This window comes from Bacillus cereus group sp. BceL220, from assembly GCF_051776965.1.
GTDB classification, from domain to species: Bacteria; Bacillota; Bacilli; order Bacillales; family Bacillaceae_G; genus Bacillus_A; species Bacillus_A cereus.
Genome location: NZ_JBPWBC010000011.1, coordinates 113125 through 136964 on the forward strand (window position 1 = coordinate 113125; position 23840 = coordinate 136964).

Sequence of the window (23840 nt, forward strand, 5' to 3'; positions counted from 1 at the left end):
AGCAAATAAAGAATCTCGTTATCACTGGGGGAGCCATGCCGCTGAGAGGGAACACTTCGTTCCGACCCTTCGAACCTGTTAGTTAATGCTAACGCAGGGATTGTGCAAACGTCCGAAATACATACCTCATTTTTATTTACGTATTTCGTATCCTCCTATGATATCTATTCTTTTTTGTACAACTTGGATTTAGGGGGAGACAACATGCGTAACACCAATTTACAAGCGATGATCGAATCTGCTATTCTTGCAGCCTTCGCCTTGGTCATCGACATTTTACCACTTTCAATAAAAATATCAGCAACAGGCGGTTCCATTTCATTTGCTATGATTCCTATTTTTATTATCGCATACCGCTGGGGCTTCAAAATGGCTTTCTTAGGAGGCTTAATTTGGGGATTATTACAAATTGTCGTAGGCGATGCCATTATCGTCACACCAATTCAAGTATTAATTGAATACTTTGTTGCTTTCGCATTCATTGGATTTGCTGGTTTATTCTATCGTCCAATTCAAAAGGCGCTTTTAGCGTCAAATGAAAATAGCGAAGAACAATCAAATTTAGGTAGCCGTAAAGACAAACCTTCATCAAAACCAAACCAAGGAAAGAAAGTAATTGGATACATTATCGTCGCTACTTTTATCGGTAGTCTAGCTCGTTACTTCTGTCACTTTATCGCTGGTATCATTTTCTGGGGACAATATGCACCAAAAGGCCAATCGGCTTTCCTATATTCTTTAATATTTAACGGTAGTACAATGATTGGTTCCTATATTCTATGTACCGTTTTACTTATATTTTTATTTATCACTTCACCACGCTTATTCAAAAGCATCAGTGCTTATCAAATGAATACACAAAAAAAGGGCGCTTAATGAGCGCTCTTTTTTCATATCGTAATATTAATTAAAAATACAATAAATGCGCAAAAGAAAATAAATACCATTATACTTAGCCAATTGCTATGCACGGTTCATCGACTCCTTACATAACCTCATATTCTAAACAAATTATACTGATTAAAAATAAAGATTAGGTAAAGATAATATGAAAATAATTTAAAAAAACGTAGATCATATTTTCTACGCTTTTTTCGGTAAATAGAAATAAAATAACACACCATTTTCTGTATTTCCTGCCCCATATTCAGTATCATGTAGTTCTAAAATATTCTTTGAAATGGCAAGCCCAAGCCCCGTCCCACCTTGTGAACGCTGACGAGCTGTATCCACTCGATAAAAACGATCCCAAATTTTATCTAATTGTTCTTCTTCAATGTGAGTACCTTTATTTTCAATGCACACTTTTATACGATCCTTCTCATCTATTGTAGAAATAATAATATCTTCTTTATTTGGTGTATAACGTATGGCATTCGTAATGAAATTCACGATGACTTGTTCAATCCGACCTTGATTTGCAATCACTTCAAATGAACATATATTTTTATGAACACGAAGCTCTTTTTTCTCTATTTCCACAGATAGATGTTCACATATGTCTTCAATTACTGTATCAATATAAAACGAATCCTTTTTCATTTTATACGTACCAGATTCAAATTTAGCTAACTCAAGCATATCCAAAATTAACGTATCCATTTTGTCTACTTCTCTCTCCATCGCCTGAAAATAATAATCCTTTTTATGCTCAGCTACCCCGTCTTTTAAAATAAAAATACAGCTTTTCATAATACTTAGCGGTGTTTTTAATTCATGTGAAACACCAGAAATGAATTCTTTCCGTGTATTTTCTAACTTTCTTTCCTTTTCAATATCGTGTTCAAGCTGTCCGATATGAGAATTTAATTTGTTAGAAAGTATATTAATATTTTTCGATAAATCACCAATTTCATCTTTTGAAGTAATCGGTATTTTTTCTGTAAAATCTAATTGTGCTATTTTCTTCGTCGTATCATTTATTTTTAATAACGGTTTGGCAATTTGTTTTGAATAATAAAACGAAGCTAAAAAAATAAGAACGACTACAAATGCAATGATGTATATGTAATAATCTTGCACCATTTGTACAGCTTCATCTACAGGCTGTAAAGAAGCCATAGCATAAATATATGTTACTGATCCGTCTTTTTCTTTTATTGGTTTAATTAATAATTTATATTTTATATCATTCTTTTCATAATCCATTGTTTGTGTTGTATATCGTATTTTATTGCTTTCTTTTAATAATAAATCGGTTTGAAAACCCTTAATATTATCTAAAAATATGCTATTTTTATAAATTGGATTCACAGGACCGTTTACATCTGGTAACTGTACTTTTGTAACACGTCCTCCTATGTAAACGCCTAATTCCTGAGCAGCTTCTTCCTGAACAGCTGGTTTCTTTTCCTTAGCAAGTTGCTCCCCAGCCGCTCTCTTTTTCTCCTCATCTAATTTTATTTTCTCCTGAAATGCTTTTTCTAACGGTTTATTAGATCCGCTTAAATTCTGCTTAGATAAAGAAAAAGAGAATGGAATAAAACTATCTTCTTTTCTCACTCCAGAAAAATAAATTTCTTGTCCTAAAAACTGCTCTGATAATTTATTATCAATTTCCTCTATATTGACGAGATTACCTAAGGGAATTTTGAATATTTGTTGTCCAAAGCTCTTTTGTTGCCTACGATCTATCGTTACTTCAAAATAAAAATCATCTGCGTGTTTTAAATTCCCGTTCTTATCTAATGTCGTAATCCACGTATTATTTTCTCTTAAAAAGTCTTGCTCAAGTTTCTGAATTCCTTCTACGTTTCCTGTGTAGTTTAAATAATTCTTCTCAAAGGAATTTAAATTTACTTTAATATCTTCCACTTTTCGATTCGCATAATATTGTTTAAAAAATATCGTTTGTCCAATAAATATCGTCGCTAAAATCAACATACATAATGCTGTTGTAAGAGTAAATAATTTTAGTACAATTCCTTTTCTCATATATTCCCCTCAAATTTATAACCAGTTCGTACTACAGTTGTAATGTACTTTGCTTTCTCTCCTAATTTATTTCTTAAATTACGAATATGACTATTAACCGTTCGATCATCGCCAGCAAATTCATATCCCCAAATTCTTGAAATGAGTTGTTCTCGCGTTAAAACGATTCCTTGATTTTTCATGAAATACGCTAATATTTCAAATTCTGTATGTGTTAAATTAATATCAGTTCGATTTACCGTAACAGTGCGCGACGGAAAATGAACGTGAATATCGTGGATTGATAATGTATCATCTTCATTCTCTAAAAGTTGCTTTGTCACTTTTCTGCTTTCTAACAACCTTTTCGCTCTTGCTAATAAAATTGGCGGACTATACGGCTTCGTCACATAATCATTTGCCCCAAGTTCAAAACCAAGTAACGTATCGTCTTCATCTACGCGCGCCGTCAGCATAATAATAGGCACCTCGGACGTCTTTCGAATTCTTCGGCAAACAGACCATCCATCGAGTTCTGGCAACATAATATCTAAAATAACTAAATCAACCTCTTCTTCTTCAAATACAACTAAAGCCTCTTTCCCGTCCCTCGCTTCAAACACTACATATTGCTCACTTAAAAAATAATCTTTTAATATTTCACGTAATATGTCTTCATCTTCAACAATTAAAATGTTTTTTGACATAACTTATATCCCCCTCCCGCTTTCAGAAACTATAATTTCACTTCGAATAACTTCCAGTTAACTTCGCCTCGATAATATATCTATCTGGTGCATCCCCTATATAATTAAATGGGTAACAAGTTGTCAGTGTTAATATCGGTTCTTCTTTTTTTATAATAACAGTACGATCATCCGCATGAGTAATCCATGTCTTTTGAATTTCATATGTGTACGTTTTATTATCATACTCTAAAACAAGGGTATCCTTTTCTTTCAACTCTCCTAAATCTGTAAATACAGTATCTCGATGTCCACTCAGTACAGTATGTCCTCCTCCAGATGGGGTTGTCGTTAAATCACTAACAAACATACCAACTCCTTTTTTCAAAGTCGTATCATCCGCTCCCCAATATATAGAAAACTTCTTCTTTATTTTCGGTATGTTTAACATCGCTACCTTTTCTCCTTCTTTATGTTCTGTTTGAGAAGAAGGCACTTGAGAAGTTACAGGTGTTTCATGAGAAAGTTGAGTATCTTGTATATTTTGAAGGCTCTTTATTTCTTCTGCCGTTAATTGCCCGGCAGAGCTTTTTCCTTTATACCATTCCACAGCGTAATAGGATCCCATGAATAGCCCTATAGCCATCAATATGATACCGATATAATTGAGTAACTTCATTCTTCATTCCTCCATGCCAAAAATGGTAGGAGTAACCTACCATTTTTAATATATGAAATTATCCCATTCTTTATAGGAAAATATTTTATTTACGCTTTAACCTTATTACGACGATTCAAACCAAATAATGTACCTATCGCTACAAGACATGTACTTAATCCCATCATTGCTACATTATTTGATGCTGTATTTGGTAATTTTTCACCTTGTACAACTGGCTTTACTACTTCTTTTTTAGCTACTTCATTCTTTTGTTCGACTTTTATCGCTGCTTCTTTTTTTGCCATATCATTTTTTAACTGTTCTTGCGCTATTCTCTTTTTCTCTTCTTCACTCTTTTTCTCAGCTTTTATTGCTTCCTCTTTTTTAGCCATATCATTTTTTTCTTGTACTTGGGCCGCTTGTTTTTTCTCTACTTCATTTTTTTGCTGTTCCTTAATTGCTTCTTCTTTTTTAGCTTTATCTTGTTGCACTTGCGCTTCTTCTTCCTTTGTTACTGTTCCAGTATCCGCACTCGCTACTGAAGAATATCCTACTGTTAAAAGTGCCATTGCACAAATTGGTAATAGTCTCTTTTTCATTTTCATTCTCTCCTTATATTTTATTCACATCAACTCGCATCGGATGTATTACTAGAATAAGCAAGCGATATAAATATAAGATGCAGATGAAATATATTTCATTTAAAGATTTCATTGTAGAAAAAGAAAAAACATCGCAATATGTACGATGTTTTTTCGGGTGTGTGTCTCAATATTTACATGTTACTTTCGCGTGATTTGGAAGTAGAACGGGCCGGAGCGATAACTAATTGTCTCGGCTCAGTTTTCTTGAAGTGATTTTTGACGTTACACTTACGACGTTGAACAACCCACGCTTTAATAGGGTTTGTTAAAATAATCTTTTGCTCTTCGTTAGGGGCCTCTTCTTCAAACCTACAACTTTCGCTCCATTTATTCCATTTCATTGTAAATTTAGAAGAAGAATGATCATCTTCACGATCAAACAAGTGCAAAAAATCCATTTTTCCATCTAGCATTACGGTGTTACTAGTCGCTAAAAAAGAAAAGGTCGTCCAACGTTTCTCCATGCCCTCCTACTCCTTTTTCACATATAGAGTGCCTAAAACTTAATTTACCTAAAATATGCTTGCCTTTTACCTTACACCCATAGTTTATCCAAAATGCTATTATGCAACTATCGATTTGCCTTACAACTACCTTACATTTTTGTAAGAAACAAAAAAAACCTTCACTCTATATAATGAAGGTTTCTTACTTTTTATCTATATGATCTCTCATATCATCAAGTCCAGCTTCTTTTAGCTGCGACATCATACCGTGCGAAATTGCTCCTAACACTAAAGTCATTCCAATTAATGAAATACGAATCGCAGGTACATCAATTACGTAAGCCAACAGGCCAAGAACAATTGTTAAAAGTAATGCTTTTATAAATGTTACACTTGTGTACTGTTTCTTCTTCATCATATTCACCCTTTATGGAAGCGTTTTCTTAATATACTTAGTATATCATATCATCAGATGATTTTGTCGTTATCTTTGTAAAAAATTACTATCTCCTTTGACTTTTTCTATTCTATCCTTTACAGTCGAAATGTTCGCAAGTTTTACACTGTAGGAGGATTACAATGAATATTGAAATAAAAGACACTTTAATTTCTGAAGAACAATTACAAGCAAAAGTTAAAGAATTAGCACTTCAAATCGAACGTGACTTTGAAGGAGAAGAAATCGTAGTTATCGCAGTATTAAAAGGTTCATTCGTATTTGCTGCTGATTTAATTCGTCACATCAAAAATGATGTAACAATTGACTTTATTTCTGCATCTAGCTACGGAAATCAAACAGAAACAACAGGAAAAGTGAAACTACTAAAAGATATCGACGTAAACATTACTGGGAAAAACGTAATTGTTGTAGAAGATATTATCGATTCTGGTTTAACACTTCATTTCCTAAAAGACCACTTCTTTATGCATAAACCAAAGGCACTCAAGTTCTGTACATTACTTGATAAGCCAGAACGCCGTAAAGTAGACTTAACAGCTGAGTATGTTGGCTTCCAAATTCCAGACGAATTCATCGTTGGATACGGTATCGACTGTGCTGAGAAATATCGTAACTTACCATTTATCGCTTCAGTTGTAACGGAATAATCGTATAACTTAAAAAATTGATAGTACATAAAATGTATATCGGCGATTTTTTAAATATATCGACTTACCGACAATAACTGACAATGTTAGCATCCAATTAATAGGGAGAAGCTGTTCTAAAATACATGGGAACAGCTCCTTTCTTGCCATTACAAACTACAGGGAGAGATGAAAAATGACAAAGACAAAATTTGAAAAAGTACTCCTTATCGTAAATCCGAAAGCTGGTCAAGGTGACTTACATACAAATTTAACGAAAATCGTACCACCTCTTGCCGCAGCTTTTCCTGATCTACATATCCTTCATACGAAAAAACAAGGTGATGCAACAAAATATTGCCAAGAGTTTGCTAGTAAAGTAGATTTAATTATCGTCTTTGGTGGTGATGGAACAGTATTTGAATGCACAAATGGCTTAGCACCTCTCGAAAATAGACCTACACTTGCAATCATTCCAGGCGGAACTTGCAACGACTTCTCTCGCACACTTGGTGTTCCGCAAAACATTGCAGAAGCGGCAAAACTTATTACAAAAGAACATATAAAACCAGTTGACGTTGCAAAAGCAAATGGACAACATTTCTTAAACTTCTGGGGCATTGGTCTCGTATCTGAAGTATCAAACAATATCGATGCAGAAGAAAAAGCAAAGCTTGGTAAAATCGGTTACTATTTAAGCACAATTCGAACTGTAAAAAATGCTGAAACATTCCCAGTAAAAATTACTTATGACGGACAAGTATATGAAGACGAAGCTGTCCTTGTCATGGTTGGAAATGGTGAATATCTTGGTGGTATTCCATCCTTTATTCCGAACGTTAAATGTGATGACGGAACACTTGATATTTTCGTAGTCAAATCAACAGGTATTCAAGCATTTAAAGATTACATCGGAAAGAAACTATTCGAGGATTCAAATGAAAATGACATCTTCCACGTAAAAGCGAAATCCATTCATATTGAAACGAAAGAAGAAAAAGAAGTAGATACAGATGGAGAAAGTTCGCTTCATACACCTTGTCACATTGAATTATTAACAGGACACTTTACGATGATTTATAATCCTGCGGTTGTGTAAAGAAAAAAACGAGTGCTAGCACTCGTTTTTTTCTCTTCTAATCTAGCTATGTCGTTGAATCATTTCTTGTATTTCTTTAACTCTCTCTAAAGTAATTCCATTTCTTTGTTCGATTGCTAAAGGATGCTCGGTTGGCTCTAATTCAACATACGGTGCCGTTCCAACTTCTCTTATATGTACATTTGTTTTTAAATTTAATGTTTCTGGATAAAATGGTATTTCTACAGATAACCAACCAAAATAAGGATCACTATTTTCTCGGCCTATCTCATCCCACTTTTCTAATACTTCATCATAACTTTCTTTACTAAGTGATACTCAAACAGTCCATATGAAATTTTCGTGGTAGTCAATGATAGGAATCTCTAAACATCCTCTAATAAAATAATGTTCATCATCCATTACACAAAGATCCGATGTTAAATGGAAGCGTCCCTCTCTTTCATAGGGCGCTACCTCGTAATAATAATATGGCGCTTCACTTCCGTAGCATAGAGGTAGTGCAAAACGATGCATTTGTACTTTTTCTCCGGATTTTCTTCTTCTTTTCATTTGTTATTCTTTCTCCTATCCTTTTCAGTCACAATCAAACTCTACCCAATTTCTCCAATGCGTATTAGCATTTTCATTCACAATAACACTTGGATCTTTCTTCTCTATTGCAGAGGCTACTGATTGGAAGAATTCATTTTCACTTACTTTTTCGTCTTCAACATGTTTCCATTCTTCCGTTTCATACGCTACTTCCCAGTCGCCTTCTAAACCGAACTCTTCTAAAATTTCTCCTTTATCCCACCACAATAATTTTTGAGCTTCCTCATTAGTAGCAAGCATACGCATGAAGTATGTTGGATAATGCTCTGTCGTTTGTACTTCTATTCCATTATTTATATAATCTTCTTCTGTAAATTCATATTCAAAATGATGCTCGCGAATTTTTAAACTGCCGTTATAAATATTCGGTATAAATTCACCTTCATCATCAAACAACTCATAATCGCCATTATTTAATTGTAAAATGCAATCATCACCCATTGAATGAGTAATTCTATCGCCATATACTTGAATATCATTACATACACCTAATGAACCTACACCCACAATTTGAAACACCATTAGCCAATCCTTAGCATCTTTAAAGAAAAGAGAGAATTTCACTTGTGAAATATCCATATATTCATTATCAAAGGCAGGAAATTCATAGTTACTTTGCTTTTTATCTAATAGTTTTAAAATATCTTTTTGCATATGTATCATCTTCACCCCGATATAAACAAAAATATTTTTTTAATTTCACTAGAGTATAACATAACCATACTTACCTGTGACATTCTAATAAAACTACTAAAAAATAGAAGAATGGCTTGTTTGCATACTCTAGTTCTTTTTATGTACAATGAAGGAAAGAAGTACCTTCATATAAGGGAGAGGACAAACTTTGTTCAACCAACAATTAGTTAATTTACGCATTGATTTTGCATTTAAACAATTGTTTGGTACGAATGATAGCGAAGATATTCTAATTGCATTTTTAAATGCTATGTTACAAGAGTCTTTAGAGTCGCCCATTGCTTCTCTACAACTAGAAGATCCACATTTACACAGGGAATATGAAGAGGATAAGTTATCTATTTTAGACATTTCAGCAACATTAGACACAGGAACAAAAGTCAATGTAGAAATACAACTCAATAATAATCACGATATGGTTAAACGCAGTTTATATTATTGTGGAAGACTATACACATCTCAACTACAAAAAGGGATGCCCTACAGTGCACTTCACAAAACCATCACCATAAACTTACTAAACTTCGTAATGTTTTCGGAACACCCAGCCTTCCATACAACAAGCATATTATGGAATACACAACAACAAAAACTCCTGAGTGACGACATTGAAATCCACATTATAGAAATTCCAAAGTTAACTGAACAATGGCATGAAGAAAAAGTAAATCCGTGGAAAGATCCATTTGTTCGTTGGCTTTTATTGCTTTCGGCAAATGAGGATGAGCACTTAACTAAACTATTGGAGGATATTGCTATGAACGAAGATCCTATTTTACAAAAAGCGATAAATAAATGGGAACGTATGAGTCAAGATTCTTCTTTCCGGCAAGCCTATGACGCAAGGGAGAAAGTTTTAATGGATGAAGCAGCAAAATTCGCCCATGCAGAGACAGAAGGAATAAAAAGAGGAATGGAACAAGGAATTAAAAAAGGGCTTGAAAAAGGCATTGAACAGGGCATTGAACAAGGCATTGAAAAAGGCATTGAAAAAGGCATTGAACAAGGTCGAAAAGAAGGAGTTCAACAGGGGAAAATTCAAATGATTAAAAATATGTATGATCTTGGTATACCACTTGAAACGATTGCTAAGGCAAGTAAATTAAGTTTGCATGAGATTGAGCATATTTTAGGACATAAATAGTCATAAAAAAAGAGCTTGAATAGTTTCAAGCTCTTTTTTTATCAACTCTCCTCAATATCATCCAATTGAGTCTTATAACACTCATCACACTCTGGCCTCGTAGGAAGAATCCCTCTTTCATCAGGTAATAAAACCCTCAAAACTTCTCGATCCATCTCTGCGAAAGACTTCATAATAATGGGATATCTTTCTCTAAAAAGGTTAACATCCATACAGTTTTTCCTTTATCGTTCATCAGCAGCACTTTATGGTTTAACTTCCAAGCCACTTCACTAACATGATCAAACATCTTTATTAATACGCCTTAATCAATTTCAAGCCAACCCATTCCCATAGAAAGAAATAACAACAGTCCGATTACAAAAAAGAGACCCCCAGTTAAAAAATAGAACGGCACTCCATGCAATGGATCACTAAATAACTCTATCAAATTTCCAGCTACTACTTTCCATTTCTCTTTCTTTGAATTTTTTTCTTTTAATTCTTTTATAAATCGATAATTACTTATACTAATCAAAATAATTCCTATTAATAGGCATCCTACTATGATTAAAATCTCCAAATATAACACTCCATGTGTACATTTATATTTATTTTCGTTTACATACTATTGTTATTCATAATCCATTTTAGCTAATAAACAAACGAAAGAGAACTAGGTGGATTAATGTTTACTTAAAAATAAAAAGTCCGAAACTATATAAAGTGATTTCGGACTTTTTATTTTTAAAATATTAAATTACATTTCGAACAAAAAGGAGCTGAATTTCCTCTTCTAATTTTCGTATCACATTTTGGACAATATACATATCGTTCCTCTACCTTTTGTCGTTCTATCATGTGTAAGGATACTATTTTCATACTGCACATAATTCCAATTAAGATAAGGCTAAAAATGAGTAGCACAACGCTCTTCCTTCCTTAACTACTTACCTATATTTTACCATTAAATAAAGATAATTTTATACTTATAATCCTATCTTGTCCTTCATACTGGAAGAAACTTTCTTTACTTCTATTTACTCATCAGTGTGATTCTTTTTTGTCTATATAAATAAAGAATACCTGTAACTATAAAAACAATCACGCCAAAATACACGCCATATTCTATCGCGATCGCTACAATACTTTCAATATGTTGTCCAAATAAAGCACCGAGCACAAAATAAACGAGTGTCCAAACAAATCCTGTCGTATAAGAATACAATGCATACGTCTTAAATGACATGTTATTCATTCCAACTAAATACGGCACGATATGTCTTACAACTGGTATGAAATAGCTTGTAACTAACGCGTACTGTCCGTATTTATCAACCATTTCTTGTGATTTTATTAAATACTTTGCTTTTTTCTTTTTCATCAATTTATGGAGTACCTTCGTGCCAAATACCTTCCCTAATATATATCCTAAAGAAAGCCCTGATACAACACCTAAATATGTTAATACAAATGAAGGAACAACACTTAATATACCTACTGAAGATACGAAACCACCACTCATAACAATCATTTCATCTGGAATTGGCATACCGATAATACCTAACCATAAACAGAAAAATAATGCCCAATAACCGTATTGCTCGATATAGGATAATAATTCATGTAATTCCATTATGCATACGCTCTCCTTAGTTCTTTTTTGCAACTAAAGACGTAGGCTGGCGGGAAATTGAGCCATACTTTTTCTAGTGTAATTTCAGGGAAGAAGTGCTGTATAAATCCTTTTTTCACAAGTGAATATTGAAATGTAATAAATTCACCATTCTCATGTATCCCTTCCATTACATTGTTTAAAATACGCTTTGAAACTTCTTCTGGTAAAGAGGTAAAAGGTAATCCCGATAAAACGTAATCCACGCATTCTATATTGAGATCTTCTATATACTTTTTTATATTTTCAGCTGAACCGTGTACAACAATGACGTTCTGCTCATCTTTAAATTTTCTCTTTAGCTCCTTGCAAAACACTTCATTAATTTCAATAAGAAGAAATATTGTTTCCTTCTTCTTTCTCTTCATAATTTCTTTCGTAAAGACTCCTGTACCAGGACCTAACTCTACAATGCATTTCGCTTTATTAAAATCAATTACATCTACCATTTTCTTTGCTAATATTTTTGAACTTGGCGCAATTGCACCAGTATGTTTCGGATGTTTAATAAATTCATGTAAGAATGTTATGAGTTGCATATAAACCTCTCCTCATTCGTTCAATAGTTTCTAACTTGTTTCTAAGTATAACTATTATTTCTTAACAAAAATTGAGGAGATTTCTTAAGATTTTATGAAGAATAAAAAAACAGCTATCGTCTCTAGCGATAGCTGTCCCTTATTACTTCGCACTCACGATTTTATAATAAGAACGAACCGTTAAGAAGTAATATCCAATATAGATGACACCGTATACTCCAATACTAATGAGAAGCGGAATCATAATTTCAAATGGTAATATATTTGATAAACCTTTTAGTGCAAATAAACTGTGTAAAATACCAATAATTAATGGAATAGCAAAGATAAAGCTCACTTGTTTTGCGATAGCTCTCTTCATCTCTTGCTTCGTTACACCAATTTTATGAAGAACAACGTAGCGATCACGGTCAGCACTTGCTTCTGTTAATTGTTTAAAGTAAATGATTGAGCCTGTTGCTAATAGGAATACTAATCCTAAGAATAACCCAATAAACATCATTAAGCCTGTTGTTTCAAGCCCCATTTGGAATCCTGTATAGAAATCGTTAAATGGTTTTAAAACTTCTGATTCTCCAGCTGGCATAATGCTTGCTAATTTTGCTGTTAACTCTTTACTATTTCGCTCACCTTTTACATCAATATTTTTTACAGTACGCGTTTCGTTTACTTGTTTCACTTGCTCATATGTTTTATCAGGAACGATTACAAATAGTTCATTTAAATTTGTAAGGCTTCTATTATTTACACCTTTAATTTTTAATTCTTTTGACTCGTTTCCAACAGGGAATACAGCTGTATTTCCTGTATAAAGAGGACCAAAATCAAGTTTCTCAATATATAAGCTATCATATACGAAAGCTTCATTCGCACTTAAATTTACAGGTTCTACATCTAAATGTTTCACAAGTGTATTAAAGTTTGATTGAGAAATAAGCTGGTACTGATTCGTAACATTATAGTGTGTGTTCAGAACTTGATCAGCTCTTTCACCTTTAAATGTTCCCTTCACAGGAATCATTTCAACTTCTGATTCATATGTGACTGGGTGATTATTCTTCTCTCCAGCAAGTATTTCATTTACTTTTTTATCTAATGCTGCATCTTTTTTCTCATAGGAATAACTATACGGCGCAGCAACTTTTGATTGCGTAAATGTGTTGTAATACATCGTAACTGACGTACCAACCGCTGTTAATGTAACTGCACTTAAAATAGCGATTGTCGCCAGTGATTTCGCATTTCCTTTAATACGATATAGTAACTGCGATGTCGTTACCATATTCATACCATTATAAAATGCTGACTTATTATTTCTTGCACGTTTCAATACAAATACTGTGAAGAACATGAACAGTAAATAAGTCCCTGCTACTGTCGCTAATAAAATATATAATGCAACGACCATAAAGTCTGCATACATAACTGCTTTCATGTACATTAATGCTAAAAAATAACCTGAACCGATTAAGAAAACTGAAATTAATGCCATGATGACAGATCCTTTTGGCATTGCTTCTCCTTCACGTTCTGCACGGAAAAGTTCAATTAACTTAAAGCGATAAATTAAACGATATCCTTGAAGTGATGTATATAAAATAATCACAAAGAAAATAATTGCTGTATCAATAATGGCAGCCACCGGTACTTCAAAATGAACGTTTAAATTTAATCCCATCATATTTACTAATAACTCAAGGAATAATTTTGAAAGGACACTACCGATCGCAATCCCAATTACTAATGACATTAATCCCATTAACATATTTTCATAAAAGAGCATCTTACCAATTTGTCTTTTCCGAATACCTAGTAAAGAATATAATCCAACTTCTTTTTTACGTTTACGTGTAAAGAATCCGTTCGAATATATAATAAACACTGCTACGAAAATGATAAGCATCACACTGGAAACTTGAAACGCACCGCTAATCTTTTTAGAAGCTTCTGCTGCTTTTTCCATTTGTGAATTATATTGCAGTGCTTTAAATGTGAAATAAATAACGATACTAAAAATCATAGATGCAAAATATACAAAGTAGTCTTTAAAGTTCCGCTGTATGTTGCGGAGGGCAATGCTAGATAAGGTCATCAGCCATACCTCCAGAAATAGAAGACATTACGTCAACAATTTTTTGGAAGAACTGTTTACGCGTCGATTCACCGCGGTGTAATTCTTTATAGAGTTCACCATCTTTAATGAAAATAACTCGTTTACAATAACTTGCTGCAAATGCATCGTGCGTTACCATTAAAATTGTTGAGTTATCATATTCATTTAACGACTTCATACTTTCAAGTAAATCTGTTGCAGATTTAGAATCAAGTGCTCCAGTTGGCTCGTCTCCGAAAATCATACTTGGATTCGTAACAATTGCACGCGATGCTGCACAGCGCTGCTTCTGCCCACCAGATACTTGATATGGGAACTGACTTAAAATATGATCAATACCGAATTTCTTTGAGATTTCAAGAACGCGGCGATCAATCTCACTCGCTTTCACCTTTGATAATGCAAGTGGTAAAGCGATATTCTCTTTCACCGTTAACGTATCTAATAAGTTATAATCTTGGAAAATGAAACCTAAATGATCACGGCGGAATAACGCTAACTTATCATCATTCATCTTTACAATATCTTTTCCATCAATTAAAATTTCACCGTTCGTCGCATTATCAATTGTAGAAAGAACATTTAGTAAAGTCGTCTTACCAGAACCAGAAGGTCCCATAATTCCAACGAACTCACCTTCTTTTACTTGTAAGTTAATACCTTTTAACGCTGCAAATTTATTCCCACCCGTGTCGTACACTTTTTCAATATTTTTTGCTTCTAACACTGTTTTCATCTCGACATCCCTCATTTCTTCTATTCTCTATTTTCAACTATATACACTCTCTACTCTTGCCACTATCGATGTTTCTTACACAAACATGACAGTTATGTAAGACGCATAAGTAAAGATATAAAAATTTAACCTACTGAACAAAAGTACTTTGTTACTATAACATTGGGATATCATACCATCCATTCATTCTCCTTACAGGAACATTACAATTTTGTAAGGTTAAAAATGTCCCCTACAAAGTTGTGCACGAAATGTCGGATGGAGCTATTTCGTTCCTGCTATTCTATGTATAGAGGAGGTCATAATATGGATTCACTTAAAAATATGAATACTGCAATGCGCTATATTGAAGATAACCTTACGAATGAAATTGATTTTAAAGAAGTTGCGAGGCTAGCTCTCTGTTCTGAGTATCACTTTAAAAGAATGTTTTCGTTTTTAGCAGGTATATCACTATCTGATTATATTCGCTGTAGACGTCTTACTCTCGCTGCCTTTGAACTAAAAAACAACAATGTAAAAGTCATTGATATCGCTATAAAATATGGATACAACTCACCAGATTCATTCGCTCGTGCATTTCAAAACTTGCACGGTATAACACCTTCAGAGGCCCGAAATAGTAGCCATTCTTTGAAGGCTTATTCACCAATGACCTTCCAATTATCCATTCAAGGAGGAAATGAAATGAACTATCGAATTGAAGAAAAAGAGCCCTTTCGAATTATAGGTATTACAAAACGAGTACCAATCGTTTTTAACGGTGTAAATGAAGAAATTGCTTCTATGTGGAAAAGTTTAAACCCAGAGTCTATTCAAACATTAAAGTCCCTTTCAAACATTGAACCTAATGGAATTATTAGTGCTTCTACTAATTTTTCTGAAGGAAGAATGGAGGAAAAAGGAGAACTTGATCACTATATTGGAGTAGCCACAACAAAGGATTGTCCAGAGCAATTCGCGCAACTTGAAGTCGCAGCTTCAACATGGGCTATATTCGAAGCTGTCGGTCCATTTCCTGATGCACTACAAAATGTATGGGGGCGCATTTATTCTGAATGGTTCCCTTCTTCGAACTATGAACTAGCGGAAGGACCGGAAGTATTGTGGAATGAACAGAAAGACATATCTTCTCCAAACTTTAAAAGTGAAATTTGGATACCGGTTTTGAAGAAGTGATAAAAAAACAAAGCTGCTCTTCCCTAAAAGGAAAAGCAGCTTTATTTACATTTTCAACTCTTCTTTATAAATACTATATGACTTTATTGTTGATACGATAATACATATTAATATGATTCCAATCCCCATAAAAATATTAAATGGATCTGGAAGCAAAGCCCCGGCATATATACAAAGTGAACCTATTACAAATACCCTCGAAGCAAATCTATGTGTTTTTCTCCAAACTACAGGATTTTCTAATGTCCAGTCCATTCGAATGCCTACTAACCCGTTCGGCTTCGTTTGTTGCATGTAATTACCTAGTACAAGAAACAATGTTCCAAGTCCAAAATTAAATGCAATTGAGCCCGATGCAATATAATTAGACGCTGCTAATAGTGCAAATAAGTTACAACCGAATCCTATTAAAAGAATTGCATAATGGACTGCGGAAAGGACTTTAGCATGCTGTTTATACTTATCTTTCGTTACATCAATATACCCAAGAGCTAGCCATATCAAATACAGCAACATCATGCTACCTATTGAAACAGAACTTGCTTCTACTTTAGAAAAATATCCATCTACTACTCCTGCCGCATTATAATGGCGTGGAATTTGTTCTGGTAAATATGGCCATACAATATACCATCCAATTGCAATGCCAATAATTAAACTCCATGGTAATACGTGTCTTTTCATCCTCTCTCCCCCATAATTTTTTATTAGGCCCCTATTTCTTTTTTATAGGCAACATAAGAATATCCCATCGTTAATCCTACTGCACCAATAATAATTCCAACCATTACGAAAGATTTCCACGCCACTGGTGCAAAAACACTTAAAATCATAATGATCCCCAATGCAACAAACACCTTTCCGCTAAAACGGTGCGTTTTTCTCCACACTTCTTCGTTACTTAATGTCCACGGTGTTTTTATACCTACAAAGTAGTTTGGTTTACATTGTGGTAAATAGTTTCCGATGACTATAAATAAAATACCCACTAATAATTCCGGCACGCGATTAATGAATAAATTGTATCCTAATCCACTTGTAATAATATCTATATTCCCTACAAATAGTAGCAGTAGTATCCCGTTATTCATCATCATAAAAGCTTTAGAAAACTTCTCGTAGTTCGCTTTCTTTGGATCAATCTTTGGTAACACGTTTAGAAAAATATATAAAACAATCATAATTCCAACCATAGAAAGCATTCCATACGATTTAGAAGAATATCCATCTACTTTACCGCCGCTCCAATGCGTTGCAATTGTATCCGGTAAATGTGGCCAAGCAAACGCCCAAGCTAAACAAGTTATAACAATTAATAAGATTGCAAAAAGATGCTTTTTCATTTCCCCTCTTCCCCCTTATTCGTAAATGTAAACACCCAAGTCAACAAATCTTGAAAGACCGTTGTGTTTAAAGAGTACACAACGAATTGCCCTTTCTTTTCATCTTGAATAAGTTCAGCATTTTTAAGTGCGCTTAAGTGGTGTGAAATACTTGGTTTTGTCATATTGAAATGTTCAGCAATCTCACCAGCGGTTAGATCACCTTCTTTTAATAAGTCTAAAATTTTTCGCCTTGTTGGATCTGCTAATGCTTTGAATGCTTGATTCAATGTCTTTCTTCCTTTCGATAATTAGACATTTAGATATTTATCTAAATGTTAAACCGATTACCGTTATTTGTCAATTTCATCCAGCGCCCTTTTTACTTTTCTCACTTTTAACCTATACTGTTTACTAGCTTATCTTTCAACATAATGAAAAGACTTGAAACACATGATACACTATAGCTACAATTGTTTTTTTTGAGGAGGAATATACATATGTATAAAATTTTAATCGTTGAAGACGATCCAAATATTTCATCATTACTGCAATCTCACATTCAGAAGTACGGTTATGAAGCTGTTGTTGCAGAGAATTTCGATGATATTATGGAATCGTTTAACGCTGTGAAACCACATCTTGTTTTACTTGATGTAAACTTACCGAAATTCGATGGTTTCTACTGGTGCCGTCAAATTCGTCATGAATCTACTTGTCCAATTATTTTCATTTCAGCGCGTGCTGGTGAGATGGAACAAATTATGGCAATTGAAAGCGGTGCGGATGATTACATTACAAAACCATTCCACTACGACGTTGTAATGGCAAAAATCAAAGGACAATTACGCCGTATTTACGGTGATTATGCACCAAATATTTCTGAACGTATCGTTGAAGTAGAAGGTTTAAAACTATTCCCAGAACGTCCTGAAATTCACTTCGGATCTGAACAAGTTCTTTTAACGAAAAAAGAAGCTATTTTAGCTGAAATGTTATTATCTAAATTCCCTCGTACAGCAAGCCGTGAAGATTTATTAGCTGCACTTTGGGATGACGAAAGCTTCGTTGAAGAAAATACATTAAACGTAAACATTACGCGTCTTCGTAAAAAGTTTAATGAGCTTGGTATTGAGAACTCTATTGAAACAGTACGTGGACTTGGATATCGCTTTAACGCAACTTGGAGTGAATAAGCATGAAGCTATTTTTACGTGATCATTTTGCATTTTTCCTACTGTACGTTTTAAACTTCGGTATCATTTTCGTTCTTTATGATGCAGTAGATGGATTTCAAAATAATAAATTTTATTTCGTCGTTTTAAGTTTATATTTATTTATTTGTTTCCTCGCTTACCGTTACGTTCGCAATCGTAGAATGTACCATAGATTAAGCGAGCAACCAGAAAAAATGGAAGATGCGTTTATTGAAAGAGCAACTGCTCCGATGCCTCACGGTGTCAATGAACTCGTGCGTACGCAGTACCGCCTCTTCCAAAAAGAACTACAATCGTATGAAGTAAAACAACAAGAACATCAATTATTCATTAACCACTGGGTACATCAAATGAAGACACCTGTTTCTGTTATGCAGCTTATGGTGCTAGAAATGGAAGACGAGCATTTAATTCCAAAGTTTAAAAAAGAATTAGAGCGTCTAAACCAAGGGCTTGATATGGCTTTATACATGGCTAGGTTAAATAACTTCCATGAAGATTTCCATGTCGAGACGATTTCATTAAAAGATACGGTAACAAAAAATATTAATGGATTAAAAGAACTATTCATTCGTAATGGTGTCTTCCCTGTTTTAGAAGTCCATTCTGATTTAAAAGTTGCTTCTGATGCGAAATGGCTAAAATTTATCATCTATCAATTAATGACAAACGCTGTTCGTTACTCCGGTGAGCGCGGAAAGAAAGTTTTCTTATCTGCTTACCGAAACGGAAAAGATATTATTTTAGAAGTTCGTGATGAAGGTGTTGGTATTCCACAAGAAGATATTCGAAGAGTATTTGAACCGTTTTACACTGGGAAAAACGGTCGCGCCTTCGGAGAATCTACTGGTATGGGACTTTATATTGTAAGTAAAATTTGTGATTATTTAGGTCACTCTGTCAAACTAGATTCTGAAGTTGGTAAAGGAACGACCATTAAAATCATCTTCCACAATGCTGCAAATAATCAAGCAGAACATACGGAGAAGGTGACCGAAGTATGATCGTAACATATGCAAGCAAAATGTATGAGAACTCACTCTCATACATTTTTTGCAATACAACTACTTCTATATCTTCTAGCCGGAGGTATAATCTATGACATTTTGGCAATTTGCATTTAAAAACGTCACGCGCAACTCGAGAGCTTATTTTGCTTACTTTGTAAGTAGTTCCTTTTCCATTGCTGTGTTCTTTTCGTTTGCTGTTTACTTATTCCATCCGAAATTACAAAACTTTGACATGACCTCTGAAATTTCAGCATTAATGATATTTTCAGAAGTAGTAATTGTATTTTTCTCTTTCTTCTTTTTACTATATTCCATTGGTACTTTTTTAAAAGTTAGAAAAAAACAATTTGGTATTTTGACCATTTTAGGAATATCGAGAAAACAATTACATCGTCTTATTTTTATGGAGAATATGTTAATCGGGATTTTATCTATCTTTTTCGGCATGCAGTTTGGAGTTGTTTTTTCTCAATTTTTCTTATTAGTAACAGCCAAACTTACGCATGTTCCAGGAATATATTTATACGGGCCTACTAACGCGTTTATTTTAACAACCATTGTTTTCCTTAGTCTTTTTATCATTGTATCTGCATTCACACCAATGCTTATTCGTACAAAAAAAGCAGTACACCTTTTAAAAACAAATGGTGGAAAACAAAAAGAAAGAAAACCATCCATACTTGTTTCATTATTTGGTGCGATTTGTTTATTTGGTGGTTATGCGTTAGCTGGAAATCCTAAATATTTCGTATCAGTAAGCCCACAAATCGGTGTTATATATATGGTTTCAAGTATTTTCGTTATCCCAACGCTTGTTACAATTGGAACATATTTCTTCTTTTCACAAATTAGTTTCTTACTTATTTATATTTTAAAGAAAAGAAGGAAGTTTTATATGAAACGGATTAATATGCTTTGGATTTCGGATTTAGCGAGCCGTATTCGAACGAATATTAATATGCTGTTTATTGTAGCGATGCTATCTACAATTGCTTTCACAATGATTACGTTCCTATATGGATTTGGGAAATTTATTAAGCTAGAGGTGAATAGAACTTCTCCTTTTCCAATTTCTTATTTTTCTTATGATGCGAACCCTTTTGTTACAGAGCATTTAAATTGGCTTGAGCAACAATTACAAAAAGAGCATTTCCCCTATCAAAAAATAAAAGCTGATATATATGAAACACCACTAAAAGAAGATAAAGATATAGCTATTTATAATGACGTATACGCAATTAAGCAAAGTGACTATAACAAACTTGCAGATTCTTTACGAATGAAACAACTATTTATGGATGATAACGAAGCATATGTGCTAACAGGGACATCTTATATCACCATATTCAACGAATTTGAGCAAAGCTACAAAAGAGATTACATTACACTCTCTAGTACAAATACGAAATTACGAGTGAAAGGCTATGAGCATGTGAATGCAATTCCATCTGGCTTTTCATATCAAACGATAGTTTTGCCTGATGTTATCGTAAATAACTTACCTAGCACCGTAAAGCATATATCAGCATACAATTACAAAATTCAAAACTGGGAACAGACATATGAAATTGCTGATAATTTTATAGAAAAAGTGCAAAAAGATCGAAATAAATCCCAGTATGAAGGACCTCTTATTCGTTCCTTTGAATCAGCAGGATCGTTATACAAAATAACATCAGGCAGTGCTGCATTTTTCCTAATTGGGACATTTTTAGGAGTTATTTTCTTCATTGGAGCTGGTAGCGTTCTTTACTTTAGAATGTATACGGATTTGACGAACGAACAAGAGAAATATATAACGATTTCTAAAATCGGTGTAACAGATACAGAGATGAAACGATCTGCAACCATTCAACTTAGTATTTTATTTTTCATTCCGTACATTATGGCATCCATTCATACAATGTTCGCAACAAAAATGCTACAAGATGTAATTGGTTTATCTCTGTTCAAAGAGGTTTCAGCCGTTCTTATTATTTTTGGATTCGTTGAAATCGTATTTTTCATATTCATTCGTTCACTTTATATGCAAAAATTATCACAATACACGAGTGGACAAAATATTTAAAACAAACTTGATGAAAAGAGTATTTCTTATGCTCTTCTCATCTTCACCCTATCAGGAGGTTCAGGTGAATGACATTTTGGCAGTTTGCATTTAAAAACGTGACGCGGAACGCCAGAGCTTATTTCGCCTATTTTGTAAGCAGTGCGTTCTCCATCGCAATCTTTTTCTCATTTGCAGTTTATTTATTTCATCCTAAATTGCATATGACAGACGTGAATTATTCTCTGAACATATTAATGACAATTTCAGAAGTTGTCATTGTGTTCTTTTCATTTTTCTTTTTACTGTATTCAATCGGGACCTTTTTAAAAGTACGAAAAAAACAGTTCGGGATTTTAACAGTACTTGGCATATCTCAAAAACAATTAAAGCGACTCATATTTATAGAAAATATGTTAATTGGTGCTCTTTCTATATTTTTTGGCATTCAACTTGGAGTTGTCTTTTCACAGTTCTTTTTATTAGTTACCGCCAAAATTACACACGTACCTGGTTTATATTTATATCCGCCTACAAGTGCTATCGTTTTAACTATCATCATCTTTCTTGGGCTCTTCATTCTCGTATCATCTTTTACACCGATGCTCATTCGTACGAGAAAAGCCGTACGTCTTTTAAAAGAAGGAACACAACAAAAAGAAAGAAAAGCATCCGTGCTCATCTCTCTATTTGGTGCGACGTGTTTAATATGTGGATATGCGTTAGCCGCAAATCCGTTGTATTTTATGTCGCTAGGTGACATCATTGGGCTTTTATATGCCGTCTCTAGTATATTTGTCATCCCATCGCTTATTGCAGCTGGAACATACTTTTTCTTTTCACAAATTAGTTTTTTACTTATTCGTATTTTAAAAACGCGAAGAACGTTTTATATGAAACGAATTAATATGCTTTGGATTTCGGATTTAGCAGCGCGCATTCGGACAAACATTAACATGCTCTTTATTGTAGCGATGCTATCAACACTCGCTTTTACAATGATTACATTCTTATACGGTTTTGGGAAATTTACAAAGTTTGATGCAATTAGACAGAACCCTTTCCCGTTTACGTATTTATCGCATACTGAAAATACATTAGCTGATGAACATTTAAACTGGTTAGAGCAGAAATTTAATGAAGAGCACTTTACTTATACAAAATTTAAAACGGATATATATGAGGTATCTTCAGCTGAAGATAACACGCAGCTCTATTACGCAATTAAACAAAGTGACTATAATGTACTTGCTAAAGCATTAAATTGGGAAAAACTCACGGTAAATAAGAATGAATCTTATATTCTTATGAAAGACTTAGATGATCAAGTTATTGGAACACTTCACAATGAAGAAAAGAAAAATACTCTTACACTTACTCAAAACAATTTACAACTACAAGTGAAAGAATATAAAAGTTATAGCCCATTCCCAAACAGCTTAATATACCAATTACTCATACTATCTGATGAAAATGTAGAATCCTTATCCACAGTTTCCAAACAAATGAGTGTATATAACTTCAAAGTTACAGATTGGGAAAAAGCACATAATATCGGTTCATCGTTTATAACAAAAATTGATAACGATAATGCAGCAATTCAAGCAGAGCATCCACCTTTCCATGCAAGTGAAGCGAGCGATTCCCTATATAAGACAAAACTAAATGTCGCTTCGTTCTTCTTAATTGGTACTTTCTTAGGTGTTATCTTCTTTATCGGTGCTGGTAGTGTTCTTTACTTCCGAATGTATACAGATTTAACAAATGAGCAAGAAAAATATATAACGATTACGAAAATTGGCTTAACTGAAACTGAAATGAAACGTTCAGCGACAATTCAGCTTGCGATTCTTTTCTTCGTGCCTTACATCATGGCGTCAATCCATACGATGTTTGCGACAAAGATGCTACAAGAAGTTTTACATCTCTCGTTCTTCGCTGAGATTACAGTCGTACTGTTGATTTTTGGAACAGTTGAAATTTTATTTTTCCTTTTAATTCGTTCCTTTTATATGCAAAAATTATCACAACATATTAAGTTTTAAAAGTAGAAA

General features: G+C 33.7%; 25 protein-coding genes, 1 pseudogene and 1 riboswitch. Of the genes and pseudogenes, 9 read left to right on the forward strand and 17 right to left on the reverse strand.

From position 1 onward, the window contains the following. Positions 1-16 precede the first annotated feature (16 nt). Positions 17-118, forward strand: a riboswitch (TPP riboswitch). A gap of 86 nt (positions 119-204) precedes the next feature. Further along, on the forward strand, positions 205-876 hold the full coding sequence (locus tag ACS2FK_RS23500; RefSeq protein WP_001246567.1) for an energy-coupled thiamine transporter ThiT: 672 nt from the start codon (positions 205-207) through the stop codon (positions 874-876). A gap of 207 nt (positions 877-1083) precedes the next feature. On the opposite strand, the gene ACS2FK_RS23505 is transcribed toward ACS2FK_RS23500, so the two are convergent. From ACS2FK_RS23505 to ACS2FK_RS23530, 6 genes are all read right to left on the reverse strand, one after another. Next, positions 1084-2934 (reverse strand): sensor histidine kinase, encoded by a 1851-nt coding sequence (locus ACS2FK_RS23505; protein WP_001225359.1) that lies wholly within the window; start codon positions 2932-2934, stop codon positions 1084-1086. Further along, positions 2931-3620, reverse strand: a complete 690-nt coding sequence (locus tag ACS2FK_RS23510) for a response regulator transcription factor (protein WP_000041862.1) — start codon at positions 3618-3620, stop codon at positions 2931-2933. Before ACS2FK_RS23510 ends, ACS2FK_RS23505 begins: the two co-directional genes overlap by 4 nt. A 37-nt stretch (positions 3621-3657) precedes the next feature. Beyond that, positions 3658-4278 carry a class D sortase gene (locus ACS2FK_RS23515; RefSeq protein ID WP_000771575.1) on the reverse strand — a complete coding sequence of 207 codons (621 nt, stop codon included), beginning with the start codon at positions 4276-4278 and terminating at the stop codon, positions 3658-3660. A gap of 89 nt (positions 4279-4367) precedes the next feature. Continuing rightward, a complete protein-coding gene (locus ACS2FK_RS23520) occupies positions 4368-4859 on the reverse strand; it encodes an LPXTG cell wall anchor domain-containing protein (protein WP_000746711.1) in 492 nt (163 codons plus the stop codon). A gap of 176 nt (positions 4860-5035) precedes the next feature. Next, positions 5036-5368: a hypothetical protein gene (locus tag ACS2FK_RS23525; RefSeq protein WP_000415613.1), complete on the reverse strand. Its 333-nt coding sequence runs from the start codon at positions 5366-5368 to the stop codon at positions 5036-5038. 184 nt (positions 5369-5552) lie between these two features. Beyond that, on the reverse strand, positions 5553-5768 hold the full coding sequence (locus tag ACS2FK_RS23530; protein WP_002001286.1) for a hypothetical protein: 216 nt from the start codon (positions 5766-5768) through the stop codon (positions 5553-5555). Between the two features lie 161 nt (positions 5769-5929). Here ACS2FK_RS23530 and hpt point away from each other — a divergent pair, with 161 nt between their 5' ends. Together hpt and ACS2FK_RS23540 are read left to right on the forward strand one after the other, a co-directional pair. Continuing rightward, positions 5930-6457 (forward strand): hypoxanthine phosphoribosyltransferase, encoded by a 528-nt coding sequence (gene hpt, locus ACS2FK_RS23535; protein ID WP_001019295.1) that lies wholly within the window; start codon positions 5930-5932, stop codon positions 6455-6457. Positions 6458-6632: 175 nt separating this feature from the next. After that, positions 6633-7535, forward strand: a complete 903-nt coding sequence (locus tag ACS2FK_RS23540; protein WP_000167892.1) for a diacylglycerol/lipid kinase family protein — start codon at positions 6633-6635, stop codon at positions 7533-7535. 42 nt (positions 7536-7577) lie between these two features. Here the strand turns inward: ACS2FK_RS23540 and ACS2FK_RS23545 are convergent. Together ACS2FK_RS23545 and ACS2FK_RS23550 are read right to left on the reverse strand one after the other, a co-directional pair. Next, positions 7578-8087, reverse strand: a pseudogene (locus ACS2FK_RS23545) (DUF2199 domain-containing protein). Positions 8088-8111: 24 nt separating this feature from the next. Further along, positions 8112-8783 (reverse strand): DUF7003 family protein, encoded by a 672-nt coding sequence (locus ACS2FK_RS23550; RefSeq protein WP_001168096.1) that lies wholly within the window; start codon positions 8781-8783, stop codon positions 8112-8114. 190 nt (positions 8784-8973) lie between these two features. Here ACS2FK_RS23550 and ACS2FK_RS23555 point away from each other — a divergent pair, with 190 nt between their 5' ends. Then, positions 8974-9969: an Rpn family recombination-promoting nuclease/putative transposase gene (locus tag ACS2FK_RS23555; RefSeq protein WP_063548881.1), complete on the forward strand. Its 996-nt coding sequence runs from the start codon at positions 8974-8976 to the stop codon at positions 9967-9969. Between the two features lie 304 nt (positions 9970-10273). Here ACS2FK_RS23555 and ACS2FK_RS23560 read toward each other — a convergent pair whose 3' ends face one another. The 6 genes from ACS2FK_RS23560 to ACS2FK_RS23585 form a co-directional block, all read right to left on the reverse strand. Then, positions 10274-10531, reverse strand: a complete 258-nt coding sequence (locus tag ACS2FK_RS23560; RefSeq protein WP_000404320.1) for a hypothetical protein — start codon at positions 10529-10531, stop codon at positions 10274-10276. Positions 10532-10695: 164 nt separating this feature from the next. After that, a complete protein-coding gene (locus ACS2FK_RS23565) occupies positions 10696-10875 on the reverse strand; it encodes a hypothetical protein (RefSeq protein WP_001986677.1) in 180 nt (59 codons plus the stop codon). Positions 10876-10984: 109 nt separating this feature from the next. After that, positions 10985-11584: a DedA family protein gene (locus ACS2FK_RS23570; RefSeq protein ID WP_000418941.1), complete on the reverse strand. Its 600-nt coding sequence runs from the start codon at positions 11582-11584 to the stop codon at positions 10985-10987. Next, a complete protein-coding gene (locus tag ACS2FK_RS23575; protein WP_001176053.1) occupies positions 11584-12162 on the reverse strand; it encodes a class I SAM-dependent methyltransferase in 579 nt (192 codons plus the stop codon). Before ACS2FK_RS23575 ends, ACS2FK_RS23570 begins: the two co-directional genes overlap by 1 nt. Positions 12163-12304: 142 nt before the next feature. Continuing rightward, complete coding sequence (locus ACS2FK_RS23580; RefSeq protein ID WP_063548883.1) at positions 12305-14254, reverse strand: ABC transporter permease; 1950 nt, start codon at positions 14252-14254, stop codon at positions 12305-12307. Beyond that, positions 14241-15011: an ABC transporter ATP-binding protein gene (locus ACS2FK_RS23585; RefSeq protein WP_000859655.1), complete on the reverse strand. Its 771-nt coding sequence runs from the start codon at positions 15009-15011 to the stop codon at positions 14241-14243. Before ACS2FK_RS23585 ends, ACS2FK_RS23580 begins: the two co-directional genes overlap by 14 nt. A 306-nt stretch (positions 15012-15317) precedes the next feature. Here ACS2FK_RS23585 and ACS2FK_RS23590 point away from each other — a divergent pair, with 306 nt between their 5' ends. Further along, on the forward strand, positions 15318-16190 hold the full coding sequence (locus tag ACS2FK_RS23590) for an AraC family transcriptional regulator (protein ID WP_063548885.1): 873 nt from the start codon (positions 15318-15320) through the stop codon (positions 16188-16190). A gap of 45 nt (positions 16191-16235) precedes the next feature. Here ACS2FK_RS23590 and ACS2FK_RS23595 read toward each other — a convergent pair whose 3' ends face one another. The 3 genes from ACS2FK_RS23595 to ACS2FK_RS23605 are packed head-to-tail and all read right to left on the reverse strand — an operon-like array spanning position 16236 to position 17802. Next, entirely contained in the window at positions 16236-16874 is a 639-nt protein-coding gene (locus ACS2FK_RS23595) for an SdpI family protein (RefSeq protein ID WP_000820676.1), read from the reverse strand. A gap of 23 nt (positions 16875-16897) precedes the next feature. Beyond that, a complete protein-coding gene (locus ACS2FK_RS23600) occupies positions 16898-17533 on the reverse strand; it encodes an SdpI family protein (protein ID WP_000716363.1) in 636 nt (211 codons plus the stop codon). After that, positions 17530-17802 carry an autorepressor SdpR family transcription factor gene (locus ACS2FK_RS23605; protein ID WP_001070531.1) on the reverse strand — a complete coding sequence of 91 codons (273 nt, stop codon included), beginning with the start codon at positions 17800-17802 and terminating at the stop codon, positions 17530-17532. The genes ACS2FK_RS23600 and ACS2FK_RS23605 overlap by 4 nt, the downstream gene beginning before the upstream one ends. 210 nt (positions 17803-18012) lie before the next feature. Between ACS2FK_RS23605 and ACS2FK_RS23610 the strand changes: the two genes are divergently transcribed. The 4 genes from ACS2FK_RS23610 (at position 18013) to ACS2FK_RS23625 (ending at position 23831) form a co-directional block, all read left to right on the forward strand. Continuing rightward, complete coding sequence (locus ACS2FK_RS23610) at positions 18013-18708, forward strand: response regulator transcription factor (protein ID WP_000276738.1); 696 nt, start codon at positions 18013-18015, stop codon at positions 18706-18708. A gap of 2 nt (positions 18709-18710) precedes the next feature. Next, positions 18711-19733: a sensor histidine kinase gene (locus ACS2FK_RS23615; protein ID WP_000765342.1), complete on the forward strand. Its 1023-nt coding sequence runs from the start codon at positions 18711-18713 to the stop codon at positions 19731-19733. 94 nt (positions 19734-19827) lie between these two features. After that, the gene (locus ACS2FK_RS23620) at positions 19828-21807 is read left to right on the forward strand and encodes an ABC transporter permease (protein ID WP_063548887.1); all 1980 of its coding nucleotides are present in this window, start codon (positions 19828-19830) and stop codon (positions 21805-21807) included. Positions 21808-21875: 68 nt separating this feature from the next. Beyond that, on the forward strand, positions 21876-23831 hold the full coding sequence (locus tag ACS2FK_RS23625; RefSeq protein ID WP_000145007.1) for an ABC transporter permease: 1956 nt from the start codon (positions 21876-21878) through the stop codon (positions 23829-23831). Positions 23832-23840 lie beyond the last annotated feature (9 nt).